Origin of the sequence: Lysinibacillus sp. KCTC 33748, assembly GCF_002237755.1 — a bacterium.
In the GTDB taxonomy this organism is placed as follows: domain Bacteria; phylum Bacillota; class Bacilli; order Bacillales_A; family Planococcaceae; genus Lysinibacillus.
This window is the reverse complement of sequence record NZ_MWSJ01000021.1, coordinates 1-19,745: the sequence shown is the minus strand read 5'-3', so window position 1 is coordinate 19,745 and position 19,745 is coordinate 1. Positions and strand designations below refer to the sequence as shown.

The window sequence follows — 19,745 nt, the reverse complement described above, 5'->3', positions numbered from 1 at the left end:
AACACTCCTTTATCCGAATAAACGATAATAAATGGTTTTAGCCTTTTGTATATCTTTTACACCGTGAATAACAACTCGTCCATCTTGAAAAATCACTAGTCGATAATCTTCTGCTTGGCAAGATAATAAATAGGGATTTTGTTGAATATCACCATAAGGACGAAGTTGGACAGCGAGCTGATCCAAATTATAGTGAATCGGTTTAGGTGGACGTATTTGAATAGCATCCCGACCACATAATACATTTAATTTTGTTTGATTTTCATATGACAAATACGGATACGTCGGATTTTTTCCACAGGATGGACAATCATGATTACGAATTTTTTCAACGTTTATTTCATAGTGTTGATTTTGCCAAACATCAAAAGTTAAATAACTTTTTCGTAATGCTTCTTCATTACCTACTAAATACTTTAAAACCTCAGCTACTTGATAGGCTGCTACGATTTGAACAGTCGGACTGATTATTCCTACTGTATCGCATGTCATCCCCGTATTGGGTATCGCTGCTAGCAAACAATGTAAACAAGGTGTTGTACCTGGCACAATCGTATAAGTAGCGCCATAACTGCCAATACAAGAACCATAAACCCAAGGAATTTGATATTTTTGTGCAAGATCGTTCATCATAAAGCGAATATCAAAATTATCCGTTGCATCTACCATCATATCTACATCTTCAAGCAGTGAAACTAATTGCTCTGTACACGCATCAACTATATATTCGTTGATTTCTACCTCAGAGTTAATGCTTTGTAGTCGTTGTTTTGCAGCGATGACTTTAGGGACTTTTTCTTGTGCATCTTGCTCAGTATATAGTTGTTGTCTTTGTAGATTACTCCACTCTACATAGTCACGATCAATAATCGTCAATTTTCCGATACCGGCCCTTACTAGAGCCTCTGCGCTAGCACTGCCTAAAGCACCAACCCCTATCATTAAGACATGCTTTTGTTTTAGTAATAGCTGCCCTTGTTCTCCGATTGGGCTGAATAATTGTTGTCTAGAATATCTATTATGCATAAACGTTTTTGCCTTTCTTTCTATGAATTTTAGTTTGACCTTTTCATTTATAGCTTTATAATAAAAGCAATGTTTTTCAGCAAAAACAATATCAACTCTTTAAAAGGAGGCCTTTTATCTTGCATCCTACACATAGTCAACTTTCTATACGAGCTGCCATTTTAACAGTAAGTGACACACGCACGAAGGCGGATGATCATGGTGGTCAGCGTATTCAATCATTGCTTCAAGAAGCTTCATTTGAATTAGTAGACTATCAAATATCAAAAGATGAACCACTTGAAATCTCAAACCATGTACAAAAATGGTGCGCTGATTCTACCATTAATACCATTATCGTAACAGGTGGAACAGGGTTTACACCTAGAGACCAAACTTATGATACGATTCTCCCTCTTTTCGAAAAAGAAATGATGGGATTTGGTGAGTTATTTCGAACATTAAGCTATGAAGAAATCGGCCCAAAAGCTATGTTTAGTCGTGCAACAGCAGGTAGTCGCAATAAAACGGCTATCTATGTGCTACCGGGTTCCACGAATGCCGTAACACTTGCCATGACAAAACTGATTCTTCCTACTGTGCAACATTTTGTCGGTGAGTTGAATCGCATATGAAAATAGCTGGTGTTGTCTTAGCTGGCGGTCAATCTTCTCGGTATGGTCAAGCGAAAATGTTTGAATTATTTGCTGGTCTGCCTTTATATAAGCAAAGTCTCATAGCCTTACAAAAAAATCAACTACATCCTTTAATTATTGCTACAAATGCTAGCTTGCAATCGAAGTTTGTAGAAGATGATGTCCAATGGAGCATTGAAAAACAGCCTCATCAAGGACCTCTATTTGCCTTGCATCATATCATGACAAACTTCCCAGAAGTAGAGTGGTTTTTCGTAATAGCAAGCGATATGCCTTTTATTAATGCAGAATTTGTCCAAACTATGCTAACATTTATCGATGACCGTTATGAGGCTATTGTTCCTAAACAAGCTTCAAGATTACAACCTCTTGCTGCTTTATATCGACGCAGTGCTTTACCAAAAGCACATCAACTAGTCCAACAAAACAAGCGAAGTATGAAAGTCTTGTTAGAGCAACTTCAAGTGTGTTATGTTCCCTTTGAAGACGACAGCTCAACATTCATCAATATCAATTCACAACAAGATTGGCTACAAACATTTGAAAGGAAATCTAATAATGAGTAATTTTACACACTGGAACGAAGAAGGTCGTCCTAAAATGGTCGACATTTCAGAAAAAACAAGCACAAACCGTACAGCGATCGCTCGCAGTACAATCACGTTATCTGATGAGGTCTATGAAGCCATCCAACAAGGAGGCATAAAAAAAGGCGACCCAACTCATGTGGCACAAATTGCTGGGATTATAGGTGCTAAAAAAACGGCTGATATTATCCCAATGTGCCATCCGATTATGTTACAAGGAACCGACCTTCAATTTGACTATACAAAAGCAGAGGTTGGTTACGAACTACACATTCAAGCTACAGTGAAATGTAGTGGTAAAACAGGTGTCGAAATGGAAGCACTAACTGCTGTATCCATTGCTGCACTGACTTTTTATGATATGTGTAAAGCAGTCGACAAGTCTATGGTCATTAAAGAAACTTACCTTGTTCAAAAAACAGGCGGAAAAAGTGGCGACTTTGTGCATAAATAAACATCAAATCAATTTTGCCTTGGCGTAATTGCGTCCGGATTTTGAATTGTGCTAAGGCCTGCAGGATGCAGGTCAGTTAGCCGTTTTCGCAGGATGCGAAGGTTTTAGGCTAACATCCTTATATTCATTCCTTTGAAAATCCGTGACATCCGCCGGAGGCTTTATCTTCACTCAGCAGGTACTTGGACACCCACTGAAAAAAACCTCATACGCATCCATATCACCACCTTCTAGGTAGTAGTTTTCTGCTGAATGAAGATAAAAATCCGGCATTATTGTGCCGTTTTTTTTCTGCTCTTTAACTATAAGTCACTAATACTAACAAGCTAGTACCAACTAATATCACTCTATTTTGTCTAACCACCGATGTGTGACATTTCAATTTTTGAGTTTCTTCGTTTTTCCATCGTCTGTTCATTTCGTTCATCGGAATAGCGATCTTTTCTATTTTCCCACACATTCGAAATGCATTGGGTAATAGTTTCATCATCTTCCCCAGACCTTAATAATTCTCGTAAACTCGTTCCCTCTGTTGCAAATAAACACGTATATAATGTTCCTTCTGCCGAAATACGGGCACGCGAGCACGTTGAGCAGAAAGAATCTGTTACAGATGATATCACGCCAATTTCACCTTTGGCATCCTCATATTGATAACGAGTAGCTACTTCCCCTTTATAATTAGGGTCGACAGGATGCAGTGGAGAAAATTGATGGACTTGGTCAACGATTTCTTTCTTCGACAGAACGTCATCTAGCCGCCATCCATTTGAATTACCGACATCCATATATTCAATAAAGCGAAGAATATGCTGTTTCTCTTTAAAATATTCTGCCATCGCAACGATATCTTGGTCATTTTTTCCTTTTTGAACGACCATATTGATCTTAACTTGTAAACCTGCTTCTGCTGCTTTTTCTATACCTTCTAATACCGCTTTCACTTTTCCTCGATGACCGTTCATCTCGAAAAAGCGTTCCTCGTTTAGAGAATCTAGGCTAATAGCTACTCGTGATAAACCAGCTCGCGCCAATTCATTTGCATATTTTTTCAACAATGTGCCATTGGTCGTTAAAGCAATATCCTCTACTCCAACTATGCGATGTATACGTTCAATTAATTTTGGCAAATCACGACGTAGTAAAGGCTCACCGCCAGTAATGCGCACTTTTTTCACACCTAATGAAACGAAAATCTTTACTAATCGTTCGATTTCTTCAAAACTCAATATTTTATCGGACGGTAAAAAAGCATAATCAGGACCAAATACTTCTGCAGGCATGCAATATTGACAACGAAAATTACAACGGTCTGTTACTGATATCCTCAAATCTCTTAATGGTCTTTGTAGTTGGTCTCGTAGATTAGTAATTTTAATCTCTTCCTTTCATTTTGATCAATTTCACCTTGGAGTAATTGCGTCCGGGGGCTCTAACTCATTTGTAGGTAAATGAATACGTTCCTTATGTGTATAAATATTAAGTGTACTTTGGCGAATAAAGCCTACCGTCGTAATACCGAGTTGCTCTGCCAATTGCAATGCCAATTCTGTAGGAGCAGATTTGGACAAAACAATTTCACAGCCAATTTTCGATACTTTAAGTAAAATTTCTGATGAAATCCTTCCGCTAAACACGATAATTTTGTCCTGAATGCTAATATTATTTTTTAGGCAATAACCATAAATTTTATCTAAGGCATTATGGCGCCCAATATCCATTCGGCTTAATAAAACTCCATTCGTATCACATAGTGCTGCATTATGAACACCACCAGTTTGTTTGAAGATTTCAGCCAAATCTTGCATATCGCGCATTAAACGAAAACAATCATCTGTTGTAATACGCACATGAATGCCTTCCATTGTTTTTGCTACTAATGCATCATTAGCAAAAACAAAACCTTGACGGCTCATGCCACAACAAGAAGTTATGTAACGTTTATTTTGAATTTGTTGAAAGTAAGGATTCACACGCTTTGTTTTAACATGTACAAAGCCTTCTTTTTCTTGATGCCAAATTTCTTCAATATCATCGTAATTACGAATAATTCGTTCAGAAGCCAAATAGCCAATAACCATATCTTCTACATACTCTGGTGTGCAAACCATCGTCACAAATTCTTGCTCATTAATCTTCACTGTCACAGCATATTCTGTAACAACAGTATCTTTTATTTCTTTGATTTGATTACCTTCAACACGTATTATGTCTCTAGCTACCGCTCGCTCCATATGGCATCCCCTTTATTCACTAATATTATTTTCAAAAACAAATACGGAAATAGCAAAATCTTCTTCAATTTTAATATCTGAAAATAAATGGAGTAACTTAGTGCCCATCAGTTCTTCCATTCCTTCTGGAGGTGATTTAGTATACAAATCTTGAATCATCCTAGTACGTGCAGCATGGACCATTTTTAACCCTTCAGGTGTACTCGCAATAAATTTTTCTGTCGGTGTGATATTCCCATATAAAGTTGACACAGCCATGTTCTCGATGAAAACCGTATGAATACGCTCCGGTCCTTTTCCAAATATATCTTTTCGTAGTTTTCGAATAATGTCGTTGAATTCATGCACTTTTTTTGACATTTTAACGATTCTCCCAACGTAATTAATCTTTTTATCCTATGTTCATGGGGGTCACCCTTATAGTTTGTTAATAATATAGCAACTTAAATAAAAATTAAAGAGAAAATATTCAATGATAATTATTCTCAATCAATAATTTTTATTATAATTATTGTCCATTTTAGCTGAAAAGGCTATAATAAGTGATATTATGTATGGAATGAAAGTATTTTGATTCTTATGTCATGGTTTTATACAAATAGGTTTGAACTTTTGGCATGGTGGTTTTAATATTTATATTCTATAGTTATATTGAATAAAAAATAAAAGTAGATTGAATTTTTAGCAAGGCCTGTTAAGAATTTTATCCACCATGACGAATCAGCATGTTTTAAACGTGCCTTTTCATGGTGGATTTTTTTATTTTTCAGCAATATCAGCAATAACAACTCGTGATACATGTTTCTTCATCTATCTTAGTGTAGAAATTGGATACATCGGGAAATGACATTATAACAAGACCATTTTTTAAATGAACAAGACATTCAACATAAAAAACTCGCAGTCCTATTCTCGGTTTATCCCCAGTATTAACCTGTTGCCAAAAAAGTCTCTAAGAACAAAAGGAGGAAATCACCTTGAGTAAAATTAACATTAATGGCCAATCGTATAATGTAGCAGAGGGAGCTACAATACTTGATACCATTAATCAAAATGGCATCGCCCACCCACAAATTTGTCATGTACCATCTGTTGACCCTATCAAAACTTGTGATACATGTATCGTTGAAGTAAACGGACAGTTAGTTCGCTCTTGTTCAACAAAAGCTATAGACGGCATGGATATCCAACTTACTTCTGATAAAGCGAAAGCTGCACAAACGGAAGCGATGGATCGTCTATTAGAAAACCACCTGCTGTATTGTACAGTTTGTGATAATAACAACGGTAATTGTACATTACATAACACAGCAGAATTAATGGAAATCGAACATCAAAAATATCCTTATCAACCAAAAGTTGAACCTCACGAAGTAGACATGTCGCACCCATTTTATCGATACGATCCAAACCAATGTATCGCATGTGGACAATGTGTAGAGGTTTGTCAAAACTTACAAGTTAACGAAACATTATCTCTTGACTGGGAAGCGGAAAGACCAAAAGTAGTATGGGATGAAGGCGTTGCCATTAACGATTCTTCATGTGTAGGCTGTGGGCAATGTGTTACCGTTTGTCCATGTAACGCATTAATGGAAAAATCAATGCTTGGTGAAGCTGGTTTTATGACTGGGCTTAAGCAAGATACATTAGATCCGATGATTAATTTAATTAAGGAAGTTGAGCCTGGTTATAGCGGTATCTTCGCTGTTTCTGAAGTCGAGGCTGCTATGCGTAGTAAACGGACGAAGAAAACAAAAACAGTTTGTACTTTCTGTGGCGTAGGTTGTTCGTTCGAAGTTTGGACAAAAGACCGCAAAATTTTAAAAGTGCAACCTTCTGACGGTCCTGTAAATGCAATTTCTACTTGTGTAAAAGGAAAATTCGGTTGGGACTTCATCAACTCTGAAGAACGAATTACAAAACCATTAATTCGTAAAAATGATGCATTTGTTGAATCTTCATGGGATGAAGCTCTTGACTTAATTGCTACTAAACTAGGTGGCATTCAAAAAGAACACGGTTCTGGTTCTGTCGGCTTTATTTCTTCTTCAAAAATTACAAATGAAGAAAACTACTTAATTCAAAAAATGGCACGTCAATTATTTGAAACAAACGACGTTGATAACTGCTCACGCTATTGTCAATCTCCAGCTACAGATGGCCTACTACGCACAGTTGGTATAGGTGGCGACGCTGGAACGATCAAAGATATCGCAAAAGCCGGCCTTGTTATTATTGTTGGGGCTAACCCTGCAGAAGGTCACCCTGTTTTAGCTACTCGTGTAAAACGTGCACATAAGTTACACGGTCAAAAATTAATTGTTGCCGACGTTCGTAAACATGAAATGGCTGAGCGTTCTGATATTTTCATGCGCCCAAAACAAGGAACAGACCAAGTATGGTTAATGGCCGTTACAAAATATATGATCGATCAAGGTTGGCATGATGAAGCCTTCATTAAAGAGAACGTGCACTTCTTTGATGATTTTAAAGATGTACTTGAAACATACACATTAGAATATGCAGAAAAAGAAACGGGCATTTCAAAAGAAACGTTGATAAATGTTGCTGAAATGATTCGTGATGCTGACGGTACATGTGTACTTTGGGGTATGGGTGTCACACAAAATACAGGTGGCTCATATACATCAGCTGCAATTTCTAACCTACTTCTAGCTACTGGTAACTATCGTCGTCCAGGTGCAGGTGCCTACCCTCTTCGTGGTCACAACAATGTTCAAGGTGCTTGTGATATGGGTACACTACCAAATCTATTACCAGGTAATCAAAAAGTAATAGACAACGAAGCACGTAAGAAATTTGAAGAAGCATATGGTGTGAATATCAAACCTGAACCAGGTCGTACGAATATGGCAATGTTAGATGCTATCATGGAAGGTAAAATGAAAGCAATGTATTTAGTTGGGGAAGATATGGCACTTGTAGATTGCGATGCTAACCATGTAGATAAAGTACTTTCACAATTAGACTTCTTTGTTGTACAAGATTGCTTCCTTTCACGTACAGCACAATATGCGGATGTTATTTTACCAGCAGCACCTTCTCTTGAAAAAGAAGGTACTTTCACGAATACAGAGCGTCGTGTACAACGACTATATCAAGTATTACCAACACTTGGTGAATCAAAAGCCGATTGGGAAATCCTTCAATTAGTAGCACGTCGCCTAGGTGCTGACTGGAATTACAGTCACCCAAGTGAAATCTTTGCTGAAATGGCTAGTCTTGCTCCATTCTTCTCGCAAGCGAACTATGATGTATTAGAAAATTGGGGTAGCTTCTGTTGGGGTAGCCATGATGGTAAAGACACACCATTACTATATGAAGATGGTTTTAACTTCCCTGACAAAAAAGCTCGTTTTGCTTTAAATGATTGGATCAGACCGGTTGAATATGAAGCGCAATATGATTGCCATATTAACAATGGCCGTATGCTTGAACACTTCCATGAAGGTAATATGACAAATAAATCAAAAGGTATTCAATCGAAAGTACCTGAAATTTTTGTTGAAGTATCACCAGAATTAGCAAAAGAACGTGGCATTGAAGATGGAGCTCTTCTTCGTTTAGTGTCTCCTCAAGGCGCATTAAAATTAAATGCCCTAGTAACAGATCGCGTACAAGGAAATGAACTTTTCTTACCTATGAACTCTGTTAGCAAAGATTCGGCGATTAATTTCTTAACAGGGCCAGCTGGAGACATCAATACATCGACACCTGCATACAAACAAACAAAAGTACGTGTAGAAGTATTGAAACAAAAAGGAAAATCTCCACTTCCTAGAACAAACCCGCGCTATAAAAAACGTCATCCACAAAATGGTGTTGAGGTAGAACGCAAATGGAATCGTCCTGGCTACGTTCACTTAACAACTAACGAAAGGGAGTGAGTTCATGGCAGCACCAATTACGACAATTCAAAAAGCGCAAAAAACAGAAGAACAATTAAAGGAAGAAAAGCTAGACAATTTAAAGCAACTTCTTTCTGAAAATGAAGAAATGGTTAACCAGGTCTTTACGATCATGGCAGAACTAAATGATATTGGAGCACTAGAAGCAGCTACGAAACTACTAGAAGCAAAAGAAGAGGTTACCCATATTGCTCTTGGACAATTAACTCGTAAGCCTGTTACGAATATCATCAACAACTTAATGGGTGTTGCGGGAGCATTAACCGAGCTGAACCCAGAAACAACAACAAAGCTAATTGAAGGCTTAAATTCTGGCTTAGATGAAGCAAACAAAGCTGTTGAATCTGATGAAAAAGTTAGTGCCTTTAAGCTGTTCAAAATGCTAAACGACCCTGATGTTAATCGTGCTGTAAATTTTGGCGCTCACTTCTTAAAAGGGCTTGGCAAAGGCCTAAAATAGGAGGATGGTTATATGCTAACGAACGAGCACATTTTAAAAACTTTGCAGAAAGTTGATGACCCAGAGCTTCATAAAAGCATTGTTGACTTGAATATGGTACGTAATATTCAAGTCAATGGTACGCATATCTCACTTGATATTATCTTAACTATTCAAGGTTGTCCTTTAAAAGCCAAAATCCAACAAGATGTTGAAGAAGCGTTGAAAGCGATCGGCGCAACAAATGTCTCCATTACATTTGGTTCTATGACAGATGACGAACGTCGTAGTTTAACAGCTTCTTTAAAATCAGAAAAAGTTACGGATAAAGGTATGCCTACAATGCTTCTACCCGATTCTGGTGTCAAATTTATTGCAATTACTAGTGGTAAAGGGGGCGTCGGTAAGTCTACTGTGACGATTAACTTAGCAGTGGCCCTTGCCCGTCTTGGTAAACGTGTAGGTATTTTAGATGCCGACATATATGGATTTAGTATTCCAGCTATGATGAAGATTCATCAAAAACCAACGATGCTTGACCAAACAGCTATTCCAGTAATAAGTCATGGTGTAAAAATCATGTCGATGGGTTTTTTCACAAACGAAAACCAACCTGTCATGTGGCGTGGTCCAATGCTTAACAAATGGATTCGCAATTTCCTTGTTAATACACATTGGGATGAATTAGACTATCTCCTCATAGATTTACCACCTGGTACAGGAGATGTTGCCATTGATATGGCGGCAATGATTCCACAAGCACAAGAAATTATTGTCACAACACCGCACCTTGCAGCTTCCCATGTTGCTTCTCGTGCAGGTTTGATGGCTCAACATACGAAACACTCGATTCTTGGTGTTGTTGAAAACATGGCTTACTTTGAAAATTCGAATGGTGAAAAGAACTATCTATTCGGTCAAGGTGGCGCCGAAAAATTGGCAGATGAGCTTCAAACAAGTATCATTGCTCAAGTTCCATTTGCGCAACCTGAGGAAAATACAGGCTCTTCTGTTTACGACGAAGACTCCATCATCGGTGAGGTATTTACCCACCTTGCAGAAGATTTAATGTATCAATAAAGTGGACTTTTTCAGCAGTAGGCGTTTTCTTCATCCCCTACTGCTGAATTAGCCTAAACTAATCAGGCTTTTACAGGCAGTTAATCTTCCGCCTAAGGGCATGATAAAACCTAAAAATCCTTGTCTCGCTTTTAACACGAGACAAGGATTTTTTAATGGAGCCATGTTCAACTTTGAAACACTCCCTACTATTTGGTTCAATAGCCAGCCTTCTTTAAAACTTGCATAAAATAAAAACGGTACGTATTTTTAACGAAAGAATCTAAAGGCAGTCCAACATTTAATTGATACTTAGTAAAAATAAAATAAAAACGCTTATCCCATTTTAATCTTAATAATTCCCCAGCATCTTCACCGTATTTCTCTGTAAACTCCTCAATTAAAGGTTCAATCATATAGTAGCAATAGTCTTTTAAGTTTGCGAGAGCCTCTATATCTTTTTCCTTTTGAAAACGTGTAATCCAATCTACTAATTGTTCATTCATTTTAAAATCCATCTTTCTATCTTGAGTTTCTTCCTATTATACCTCTTTTTATAAGTTTTCTCTTCTCTCGTTTCTTAGACATTTGGATTGATAAAGTCATTAACTAAATTTGAAAAAAGCCTTGCATAAGCAAGGCTTTTTATTAGGACTTTACTTTTTATTTAACTTCTTTCCATAAAGACAATGCAAAAATCCAATTTGGATCTCCATATCCTTGATAGCTTTGAACCGCTTCATATACTTTACCTTGGTGCTCTACTTTATCACCTTTTGTATATGCCTTATATGAACTCCATTGCTCATAAGACGCCCCTTGCTCTTTTGTAGTCACAGTTAAAACGGAACTTTTAATAGATTCATTTCCAGCTGCATCAACAGCAGTGACTGCATACTTATAAGTTGTATTAGCTTGTAGATTCATGTCCATAAAAGATGTAGTTTTAGATGTTCCAACTGCAGTCATTTGCCCTACTGGTGTTTCTCGGTAGATAACATAATGGTCAACTGCTACATTATCCTCTGATGCACTCCACATTAAGTCTACACTTGATGATGTTACTGCCATCGTATGTAGTGTAGTTGGTTGCGTTGGTGCTTCCGTATCTGGAGTTGCTTTCATTGTCTCTACAAATGTAGATTCACTTTCTTTAGAAACATTTCCAGCGGCATCCACTGCCTTTATTGTATATGTATATTTTGTTTCCGCTTTTAAATTTTTATCTGTGAATGTAGTTCCCGCTACATTTCCAACTACTTTACCATCACGGAATACTTGATATTCTTTTACACCTACATTGTCTGTAGAAGGATTCCATTTTAGTTCAGCGCTGTTAGAAGTAACTTTCGTTGCTTGTAATCCATTTGGTTGAGATGGAGCTTCCTTATCTATATCCACATTATTAACCAAATTAACATCAATGACATTGTAGAAAGCATTTGTAGTATCAGCTACATCCCAAACAGCTAAAATAACGTGGTAGCCACTACGGTCCGTTGGTACGTTAATTGTATGCGTTAAATTATTTGATGCAGCAGAACCATTATGTTCAACAGTTCCAATTGGCTCAAGATCAGCGCGAGTTAATGGCTTATTAGAATCCCAGCCCTTTTTCGTAATATAATAGTGCCATTTGCTTGTTAAATGTGCTGCAGTGTACTTCCATGTAAAGGTATTCGGTCCACCAGTAATCGTATTTTTAAACCAGCGATTTGCAGTTTGCTGATCGAGGATGCCACCAAACTTACCACCTGCAGATGCAATTTGTCCATCAATTGGTCCACCTTGTGGGAATCCTTTTGGTGCCTCTAGACTTTGTGGCTCATACATAATGCTTCCACAACTCAAGTTAAGCGCGCCATAATTTTGGCTACATAAAGCGGAGCGGCTAGCTGGTTTCTCAACAAACCCATGGGCCGATGCATTTGGTGCCATTGTAACCCCCATGATTCCAGCTGCTAAAATGGCAGCACTTATCCCCTTTGTACTCTTACTTAGTTTTGTGAATTTAATGTTCATATTACTAATCTCCTTACTTTTAAAATTGTGTTACTACTGGTATGATAGCTATGAATTTATTAATAAGCAAACTATGCATAAACATGATAAAGGGTGTATTATGTTAGTATGTTTTTTCTTGAAATACGTAGATAAATAGTGCTAAATATAATAAATATCTTATCATTTTGTTATATTCTATTTGAAAGTGCTATGAATTTTAACAAAACGTTCATAAAGTGTTCAAGTTAAATTTGTCATTTTTACGATTTCAACAAAGAAATAAAGACTAAAAAACAGCTCATGCTTCTTAGGCATGAGCTGTTTTCACAAGAAGTACTTTCAATTTCAAGCTGACTCTTTTGCTTCTTTACTATCTATCTAAAATATATATAAACTATTAGTAATATGATTAGCAATATTTTTATTTATTCTTTACCTATTTGAACGAAGAAAACTACGCCTTATTCTAATTTGCGAGCCCTTTATTATATTCAACCCACTTTTCCATTTCTCTCTCCACAGCTCGATTTTGCCATTCAAACCAAATACCCGAACATTCACTACAATGACTGTCTACCCCACTTTTATTATGCGTATCTTTACGTGTAAATAAAGTTTTTTTACGACAGCTGTAGCAGTAAACTTCATTCTCTTTATCAAATTCCATACCTATCAACTCCAACATTTTTACCCTATTTCTTTCCGTTTTTTATATAAATTATTCTAATTTACAAAAGAATCTTTCTGAAGGAAGAATGATAGTAACAAATGGTTTAGTGAGAACATCTCTAATTATATGTGAATAATTCCTTCATTGAATTACACGTGCAATTCTGTTCATTTAGCGACGAAACGCTGTCCATGATCAGATAACGTAGCCTAACGATATTAAACTTCTGTCAGCTTTATTTAGAAAGATAATTGATATGTTGTACGGCTGTTCCGCCAAAACCGTTTTGAGATAGGTTTTTACTATTCAACTAAAGTTGGAGGTTAATGGATGTATCATTATACTATGTGATAAGATTTGTATATTATACAATTTTATACTATAAGGTTTTTCAATTATAGGAGGTATGATATATTAAAGCTAACCTTAACTTAACCCTCCCTACAGTAGTCAGTCGCGACCTGCCACATAAAACTTCTGTGCTACCATAGCAGTACTTATACGCATGTTCTGCTATCCTGATTTAGTTCTGCAACCTTTTGAATGATTGCTTAGCTACCTGTCTCATTGTAGCAAGCTCAGTTTTATGCAATAATAACAAACCACTTACTCTGCCTAGTACCTTTGAACGATTCATGTATTCTGCTTTGAGCTTTAGGTTTCTAATTAATAGTTTTCACCAACACAAAAAAGCACACCAAATTAATGATGTGCCTATACATTACTCTTGAATCGTAGTTAAAATTCCATCTTCAAAATACAAATATTTATAATTATCATAAACCCATTGTTCATTAATACTATTAGATGTTGTAGTACGGTTAACATCCTTTGGTTTACCCCATTTAGATTCCAAAACTTCTTCCTTTCTCATCCCAATATAAATATCACTTTTTTGATTTTCTTCATAATAATACCCCCACATATTGTGGAAAATTCCAACAACTCCTTCTTTATATTCAAATTCTTCATTTATTTCAGCACTCATTCTCCCTGTATAATTCGGGTTTACATTTTGCGCCAATTCTTCTTTCGCTTCAAATGATTCATAACCATAATTATTCTGTTTTAATAATGCATAATAGTATAAAGCATTACCGTCCTCACTATGTTGTATCAGTTCTTTTTCTTTATACAAACTTATCGCCGCTCCATACCTCCCTTTTTTCACCATTTTTTCCATTCTATCCAAATATTGTTTCGTTTCCTCCGTCTCAACTCTCGCCATTATTTTAAGTAATATAGATTTATTTTCCTCGCTAATATGTTCTGATTCCTCAATGAAGTCAATAGATTCATATTGACTTAATGTTATATAAGATTCCAATAAAGCTGGTACTGCCAAATTAAGATTCTTAATTGCAAGTTCTCTTAGAGTATCTATGTAATCATTTCCTTCTTCAAACTCGCTATAATATCTTACTAATTCTTTATCATCAGAAAGCTTATTTAAAACATCCTCTGATTCTTCTATCACTCTAATGACTGTTTCAACATTTTTTGCTACATCAATTTCATCCATAGATTCTTTATAGTTACTATAAATAGATTTTTTCATTTCGAAAGCATATTCTCTCTCTTCTTTTTTTCTTTCTATTTTGCTTGAGATAAATAGATATGAAAAAAATCCACTTATTAGAAAAAATGTTATTGTTACTACTATGATAATTTTTTTGTGTTTACTGTTTGCTAGCATAATAATACCACCCATTCAAAATACTGTAATTAATATATTACACTAATAAATAGTTATTATGATAGAAAATCTTTATTTTTTTCTTTTAGCCACTTACCTGAATTTGATTGATGTGTTTGGTTGTCAGTGTGGCAAAAATAAGGAAAGTCGTCAGATATTATTCGGTGGCATTTCGCAATATAGTTATAGTACGGAGAAAAATTAGTAACGCAAAACTGACGCAAGTTAAGATTTATAGTAATATACGACCAACAACTGCAGATTCAGACATTCGAGACAGCCAATTATCCGATTCAACGATTCTTGATGCGTTTACAGTACTGAATATATTAACCATCCGAGTTTAAAAATTAAAGCGAAAATTTCCGAGGGCAAAATAAATTTATAAGGAAAGCTAACTTATTACTCTCTTAAATCAATTTTCCATAAAAACTCATTTGAAATTTTCTGTGCAATTTTCAATATTTCATCCTCCAAAGCACCATCAGAGTTATCTGGAAAGTCAATCTCAATTAAATTTATCTCAGTAAATTCATCAGCAGAATCATACGCATAATTACCTTGTAAATTAGCATTCATTCCTCTAATTATTATACCTGAGCCACTTAACCCCTCAGTAAACAGCAATGTACTTAGTTTAGTGCAATTCATATTTAATATTAAAAAATTTTCAATGACATCAGTTTTAATAAATGAAGCAAATTTATCTGAATGAATACTTTTGTAATCGTACATACACATCCCCCTAATTGAAGATATTTAGGTATTCGATAATCATCTTACTTATTCCTTTATCTTATAGAACTATCATGCCCCTGTAGTTGATTTTAGTCGTGACTATTCCGTAGTGCGTTTGATGATATATCCTTCAAATTCATCTTCCAATAACTTAACAAATTCAGAAGGTTTCATTTCCGAAGCTCCTGCTAATAGAAATATCGTTGTTATTGTCAGTTGTTTGATATTTCTTTCTAGCATACTGATGTATGCTCTATCCAAACTGCTTCTATGTGCTAATTCTTCTTGTAATAGTTTTAGATATTTACGAACTCGTTTTAATGCTGCATCAATTGTTATATTTTCAAATTCATTCAAAGTATAAATCTCTTTTTAAATTAATTACAATAGTATGGTGGGTGATAAGACATTACGGTTTACAAAATGGATTAAAATTGAAATTTTCATACTAATATAGTAGTAAATGTAGTAAACTAACTTAGTAGACCAAAGTATTAGTTTTTGGAGGAATCAAAATTGCAGGAAAACCAAGTCGATGTTGTGAAAGTAAATAATCAATACAATAAGTTCATAATATTAATTTTATGCTTATTCACTCTTGTTGGTTGTACTAATCAAGAAACTACAAAAAAGTTAGAAGAAAAAGAAGAATCAATTGAAACGAAGCAAACAGAAGAAATATCAGTTGAAGATCAAAAGCGTCAAGAAAAAGCTAAAAATATTGAAAAAAATATGATCAAGCTTATAGATGAAGAAAGTTACTTAGATGTAATTTCCTATTATAAAGAATCGTTTATTCAAAGTCCTGATTTAGAAATCAGACCAACAGATAAAACGATTGAACTTTATAATCTTGCCGTTCAAAGGTATTATGAAAAAGCGGAAACGTTTGGTCCCTTTGGTTACGAAATTTTAACTTTAGATAATGGAGATTTAAGTGAAAATGTTAAATCATTTATATATCAAAAATTTTCAACAGATATAGAAGAACTTGAAGCATCTATAAAAAAAGAAAAAGCTGAAAAAGAAGCTAGGAAAATTGAGAAAGCTAAAAATCGTATTTACATAGGAATGACAAAAGAGCAAGTTCTCGATACCAATTGGGGAGAACCCGACGACATTAACCGAACAATTACTGCTAGTCATCAATCAGAGCAATGGGTGTATTCAGATTATGGGAAATATTTGTATTTCGAAGATGGAATATTGGTAAAAATACAAGATTAGGATTCAAGATTTACCATATTGTTGAAATAATTTGAAGATAGAGTGACCTGCTCTATCTTTTTTTTATCTGTCCTGTAAGAAGTCCCCAGTCATGTTACGCTTAACGAAGCCATGACAATTTGATTGACTGCTTCAACAGAACATCATTGAGCAGAGCCATTTTTCACCTTTTAGATAAATTTCTTTAGCAGGAATTAACTATATCACAAACCCAAAACCTTACTTCATAAATACTGATTCTTAGTATTAGATACTTTACCAAAGTGAATTTTCTAAGTTCGGTCTGCTATTTTATTTGTGTACAATCATTACGTTCATAAAGCCAGTTATAAAACGGTACTGATCGTTCTCTTTTTGGTGTTTCTTCTATCATATGATGATTTACTAGACTTAGTCCGTAATTGCTCTACAGCTTTACGATATGCCCCTACAAATACAGCTCGTAATGTACTAGTAATTGTTAATGTACCGTTCGCAATCTCACGGATAATGTTAGCTATAACGTCTTTAGCGTTCACAAAATCACGTATATCGTTCATTTTTGTGGCCAGTAAAATGAACAATCAGAGAAAAAATTTCTATAATAAGAAAGGTATGAATGAATTCAAGAAATTAATATTAGCTGTAACAAATGAAGGTGGTAATAAATTATTACGAAAAACACTAGATGCATTGGAGATCGAACATATTTATATTCATGGTTTACGCCATACTCATGCCAGTGTTTTGATTTACAAAGGTGCTAATATTTATTCTGTTTCAAAACGTATAGAACAATCTGATATTCAAACAACACTTGATCATTATTCGCATGTATTAAAAGAGATGGAAGAACGAGATAAAGAAATAGCAATCAATGTTTATTCATCTTAATTTTTTTGTTTACCTAAAATAGATTTTATATGTTATTCAATGCGATTTTTAATATTTATCAAAATATAAAAAAACGCTCAAAACCTAGTATTTATAAGGCTTTAAGCGTTTTTCTTTTCGGTTGAAAATCAACCTTTATTTTGTTAAAGACGTCCCAGGAGGGAGTGGCATACTCTGCTGAAACCTTGGTATTATAGGGTTTGTTAAGGTGATTGTGTAGAAAATGTGTAGAAAAATTACCTAATGGATTATTTGATGCTAATCTTTTCTTTTATATTAGACGAACGATTTGTATAATGGGTACGATATATTTGTGAAAATGTACCCTGCTTATTAAAGAAACGCACCCGTTAGTTTAAGTGTAACTCTTCACAATTACTTGATATTATATAGGTAAGTAGAAATATAAATTAGAATTTAGTTTATAATTATAAAAATAAGTTTTTTATACTCTTATAATTCTTCAAAAAGGAGAGTTTATGAAAAAGACTATTGTTTTTGTATTAACGATACTTATATTATTCTCAGGATTCGCAACACAAAGTTATGCGTTGTCAGATTCGAAATCTGTGGCAATACAAGCGTTGCTAGATGATGCCTCTCGTACATCAGGTGTGCCTGGAATGTCAATCTCAATACTTGCTAATGATGAAGTGTTCTACTTTTCTTCTGGGTATGCAGATATTGAAAAGGGGTTGTCTGCAAGTGAAAATACACTCTATGAGTTGGCCTCGGTGAGTAAAGCTTTTACTGGTATGGGGATTCTGCTATTGGAAGAGCAAGGGCTGCTATCAATGACTGACCCTATCCAAAAATATTTACCTTGGTTTACGTTAAAGTATCAAGGTAAACCTGTTGATATGCAAAGCCTTACACTAAATAACTTCCTTCACCATACTAGCGGCCTAACAAATATTAGACATACTCAAAATATTCCACAAGGCAATACGCCTGATATGTTGCAAAAGACTGTGGAAACGCTGGTAGATGCTGAATTGGCGTTCTCTCCCGGTGAACAATATAACTATGGAACCGTTAATTATGACGTATTGGGTTTGGTTATTGAGATTGTATCACGACAAAGCTATGAAGACTTTATGAGGGAACAGGTATTTCTACCCTTAGGTCTTCACCAGACGTATGTTTATAAAGAAGATGCTCAAGCCACTGGACAGTTAGCGCAGGGCTACCGTTCTTCCTTTTTCATAACAACTCCATTTAACGCTCCGGATTATGCTGGGAATAAACCTGCCGGCTATATCATTTCTAATACAAAAGATATGGCGCGTTGGATGGGCATACAGATGGGTATCTTGCAGGACATACCCGAAATATTTCACAGGGTTATCGAAAAATCACATAGGGGTGATATGTCTGTTTCGGCTGTCAACGATATGTATTATGCGGCAGGTTGGTCGGTAAACGCCGAACAAACGTTTATAGAACACACTGGGGGTAATCCGAATTTTAGAACCGAAGTAGCCATACTGCCAAATGAACGAACAGCCATCTGCTTACTGAGCAACGGCGCAAATACCAATATAAACCTGGTACTAAAAGTTAAAAATATATTAAACGGCAATCTAACTCAGTCATATGAGATAAGCGGCACACAGCTTTTGGACATCATTTTGTCGTCTACCACAATTATTCTTTGCCTATTGGCCGTTCTGTTATTTCTCTTAGGATTAAGAAAAAGGAAAACGAATGAGCAGCAGCCAATGACAAAAAAGAGAACAATCGTAACAATTATTTTCCTAATCGCTACGATTGCCCAGTGTATAATGTTTTTTGCCTTCGATTGGTCAACGATACTTATTTGGCAAACATATAGTGTTCTTACAGCTTTGATTTCGTCAACATTATTAACAGCAAGCATTACTTGGTATATACTCACCGATAAGATGCCTCGCTCCGAAAATAAGTATAATGTTAAGTAATTAAATTCCAATTTATCAATATTCTTAATTTAAAAAACATAAGACACCTCGGTGTCTTCTTTAATGTCATCGACACTTCTCCTAGTTAAACCCACTTGCTATTTCTTCCACTAACCTGCTCCGTTAGTTCAATAAGAAAAACATACTAAGATTAGTAGTGCAGACCAAGGCATTGGTTCGTACTACTATTTTTTTATATAGTAGAGGTGAAGAATAGGTCGGGCAGCTCTT

Annotated in this window: 20 protein-coding genes; 9 read left to right on the top strand and 11 right to left on the bottom strand. The window is 35.5% G+C overall.

The features are described from left to right. Positions 1–9: 9 nt before the first annotated feature. On the bottom strand, positions 10–1,026 hold the full coding sequence (locus B1B04_RS19720) for a thiazole biosynthesis adenylyltransferase ThiF (protein WP_079563082.1): 1,017 nt from the start codon (positions 1,024–1,026) through the stop codon (positions 10–12). A gap of 119 nt (positions 1,027–1,145) precedes the next feature. Here B1B04_RS19720 and B1B04_RS19715 point away from each other — a divergent pair, with 119 nt between their 5' ends. From B1B04_RS19715 to moaC, 3 genes are read left to right on the top strand one after another with little or no spacing between them, the layout of a single operon-like run. Next, positions 1,146–1,640 carry a MogA/MoaB family molybdenum cofactor biosynthesis protein gene (locus tag B1B04_RS19715; RefSeq protein WP_079563081.1) on the top strand — a complete coding sequence of 165 codons (495 nt, stop codon included), beginning with the start codon at positions 1,146–1,148 and terminating at the stop codon, positions 1,638–1,640. Beyond that, positions 1,637–2,227 (top strand): molybdenum cofactor guanylyltransferase, encoded by a 591-nt coding sequence (mobA, locus tag B1B04_RS19710; RefSeq protein WP_079563080.1) that lies wholly within the window; start codon positions 1,637–1,639, stop codon positions 2,225–2,227. The genes B1B04_RS19715 and mobA overlap by 4 nt, the downstream gene beginning before the upstream one ends. After that, entirely contained in the window at positions 2,220–2,702 is a 483-nt protein-coding gene (gene moaC / locus B1B04_RS19705) for a cyclic pyranopterin monophosphate synthase MoaC (protein ID WP_079563079.1), read from the top strand. Before mobA ends, moaC begins: the two co-directional genes overlap by 8 nt. Positions 2,703–3,058: 356 nt before the next feature. Here the strand turns inward: moaC and moaA are convergent, their stop codons facing one another. Genes moaA through B1B04_RS19690 form a run of 3 tightly spaced genes read right to left on the bottom strand, consistent with a single transcriptional unit; the run spans position 3,059 to position 5,296 of the window. Beyond that, positions 3,059–4,075, bottom strand: coding sequence for a GTP 3',8-cyclase MoaA (gene moaA / locus B1B04_RS19700; RefSeq protein ID WP_079563078.1), 1,017 nt, complete (start codon positions 4,073–4,075; stop codon positions 3,059–3,061). Between the two features lie 30 nt (positions 4,076–4,105). Further along, complete coding sequence (gene fdhD, locus B1B04_RS19695) at positions 4,106–4,936, bottom strand: formate dehydrogenase accessory sulfurtransferase FdhD (protein ID WP_079563077.1); 831 nt, start codon at positions 4,934–4,936, stop codon at positions 4,106–4,108. A gap of 12 nt (positions 4,937–4,948) precedes the next feature. Continuing rightward, complete coding sequence (locus tag B1B04_RS19690; protein WP_079563076.1) at positions 4,949–5,296, bottom strand: Na-translocating system protein MpsC family protein; 348 nt, start codon at positions 5,294–5,296, stop codon at positions 4,949–4,951. 617 nt (positions 5,297–5,913) lie between these two features. On the opposite strand from B1B04_RS19690, the gene fdhF reads away from it, so the two are divergent. From fdhF to B1B04_RS19675, 3 genes are read left to right on the top strand one after another with little or no spacing between them, the layout of a single operon-like run. Further along, entirely contained in the window at positions 5,914–8,847 is a 2,934-nt protein-coding gene (gene fdhF, locus B1B04_RS19685) for a formate dehydrogenase subunit alpha (RefSeq protein ID WP_079563075.1), read from the top strand. Positions 8,848–8,851: 4 nt separating this feature from the next. Next, positions 8,852–9,328, top strand: coding sequence for a helical membrane plugin domain-containing protein (locus tag B1B04_RS19680; RefSeq protein ID WP_079563074.1), 477 nt, complete (start codon positions 8,852–8,854; stop codon positions 9,326–9,328). Positions 9,329–9,340: 12 nt separating this feature from the next. Then, positions 9,341–10,387, top strand: coding sequence for an Mrp/NBP35 family ATP-binding protein (locus B1B04_RS19675; RefSeq protein ID WP_079563073.1), 1,047 nt, complete (start codon positions 9,341–9,343; stop codon positions 10,385–10,387). 197 nt (positions 10,388–10,584) lie between these two features. Here the strand turns inward: B1B04_RS19675 and B1B04_RS19670 are convergent, their stop codons facing one another. The 6 genes from B1B04_RS19670 to B1B04_RS19645 form a co-directional block, all read right to left on the bottom strand. Then, on the bottom strand, positions 10,585–10,872 hold the full coding sequence (locus tag B1B04_RS19670; protein WP_049667586.1) for a hypothetical protein: 288 nt from the start codon (positions 10,870–10,872) through the stop codon (positions 10,585–10,587). Positions 10,873–11,029: 157 nt separating this feature from the next. Beyond that, entirely contained in the window at positions 11,030–12,388 is a 1,359-nt protein-coding gene (locus B1B04_RS19665; protein ID WP_079563072.1) for a lytic polysaccharide monooxygenase, read from the bottom strand. 448 nt (positions 12,389–12,836) lie between these two features. Continuing rightward, positions 12,837–13,037 (bottom strand): hypothetical protein, encoded by a 201-nt coding sequence (locus B1B04_RS19660; RefSeq protein ID WP_079563071.1) that lies wholly within the window; start codon positions 13,035–13,037, stop codon positions 12,837–12,839. A gap of 724 nt (positions 13,038–13,761) precedes the next feature. After that, the gene (locus B1B04_RS19655; protein WP_079563070.1) at positions 13,762–14,736 is read right to left on the bottom strand and encodes a hypothetical protein; all 975 of its coding nucleotides are present in this window, start codon (positions 14,734–14,736) and stop codon (positions 13,762–13,764) included. Between the two features lie 402 nt (positions 14,737–15,138). Further along, positions 15,139–15,471 (bottom strand): hypothetical protein, encoded by a 333-nt coding sequence (locus tag B1B04_RS19650; RefSeq protein WP_079563069.1) that lies wholly within the window; start codon positions 15,469–15,471, stop codon positions 15,139–15,141. A gap of 102 nt (positions 15,472–15,573) precedes the next feature. Then, positions 15,574–15,831, bottom strand: coding sequence for a helix-turn-helix domain-containing protein (locus B1B04_RS19645; protein WP_240518349.1), 258 nt, complete (start codon positions 15,829–15,831; stop codon positions 15,574–15,576). A 159-nt stretch (positions 15,832–15,990) separates the two neighbouring features. Between B1B04_RS19645 and B1B04_RS19640 the strand changes: the two genes are divergently transcribed. After that, positions 15,991–16,701 (top strand): hypothetical protein, encoded by a 711-nt coding sequence (locus B1B04_RS19640; protein WP_079563068.1) that lies wholly within the window; start codon positions 15,991–15,993, stop codon positions 16,699–16,701. A gap of 326 nt (positions 16,702–17,027) precedes the next feature. Here the strand turns inward: B1B04_RS19640 and B1B04_RS25435 are convergent, their stop codons facing one another. Continuing rightward, positions 17,028–17,240: a hypothetical protein gene (locus B1B04_RS25435; protein ID WP_139376990.1), complete on the bottom strand. Its 213-nt coding sequence runs from the start codon at positions 17,238–17,240 to the stop codon at positions 17,028–17,030. A gap of 16 nt (positions 17,241–17,256) precedes the next feature. On the opposite strand from B1B04_RS25435, the gene B1B04_RS19635 reads away from it, so the two are divergent. Both B1B04_RS19635 and B1B04_RS19630 read left to right on the top strand, forming a co-directional pair. Next, positions 17,257–17,574 (top strand): tyrosine-type recombinase/integrase, encoded by a 318-nt coding sequence (locus B1B04_RS19635; protein ID WP_079563067.1) that lies wholly within the window; start codon positions 17,257–17,259, stop codon positions 17,572–17,574. 479 nt (positions 17,575–18,053) lie between these two features. Beyond that, complete coding sequence (locus tag B1B04_RS19630) at positions 18,054–19,514, top strand: serine hydrolase domain-containing protein (RefSeq protein WP_079563066.1); 1,461 nt, start codon at positions 18,054–18,056, stop codon at positions 19,512–19,514. Positions 19,515–19,745 lie beyond the last annotated feature (231 nt).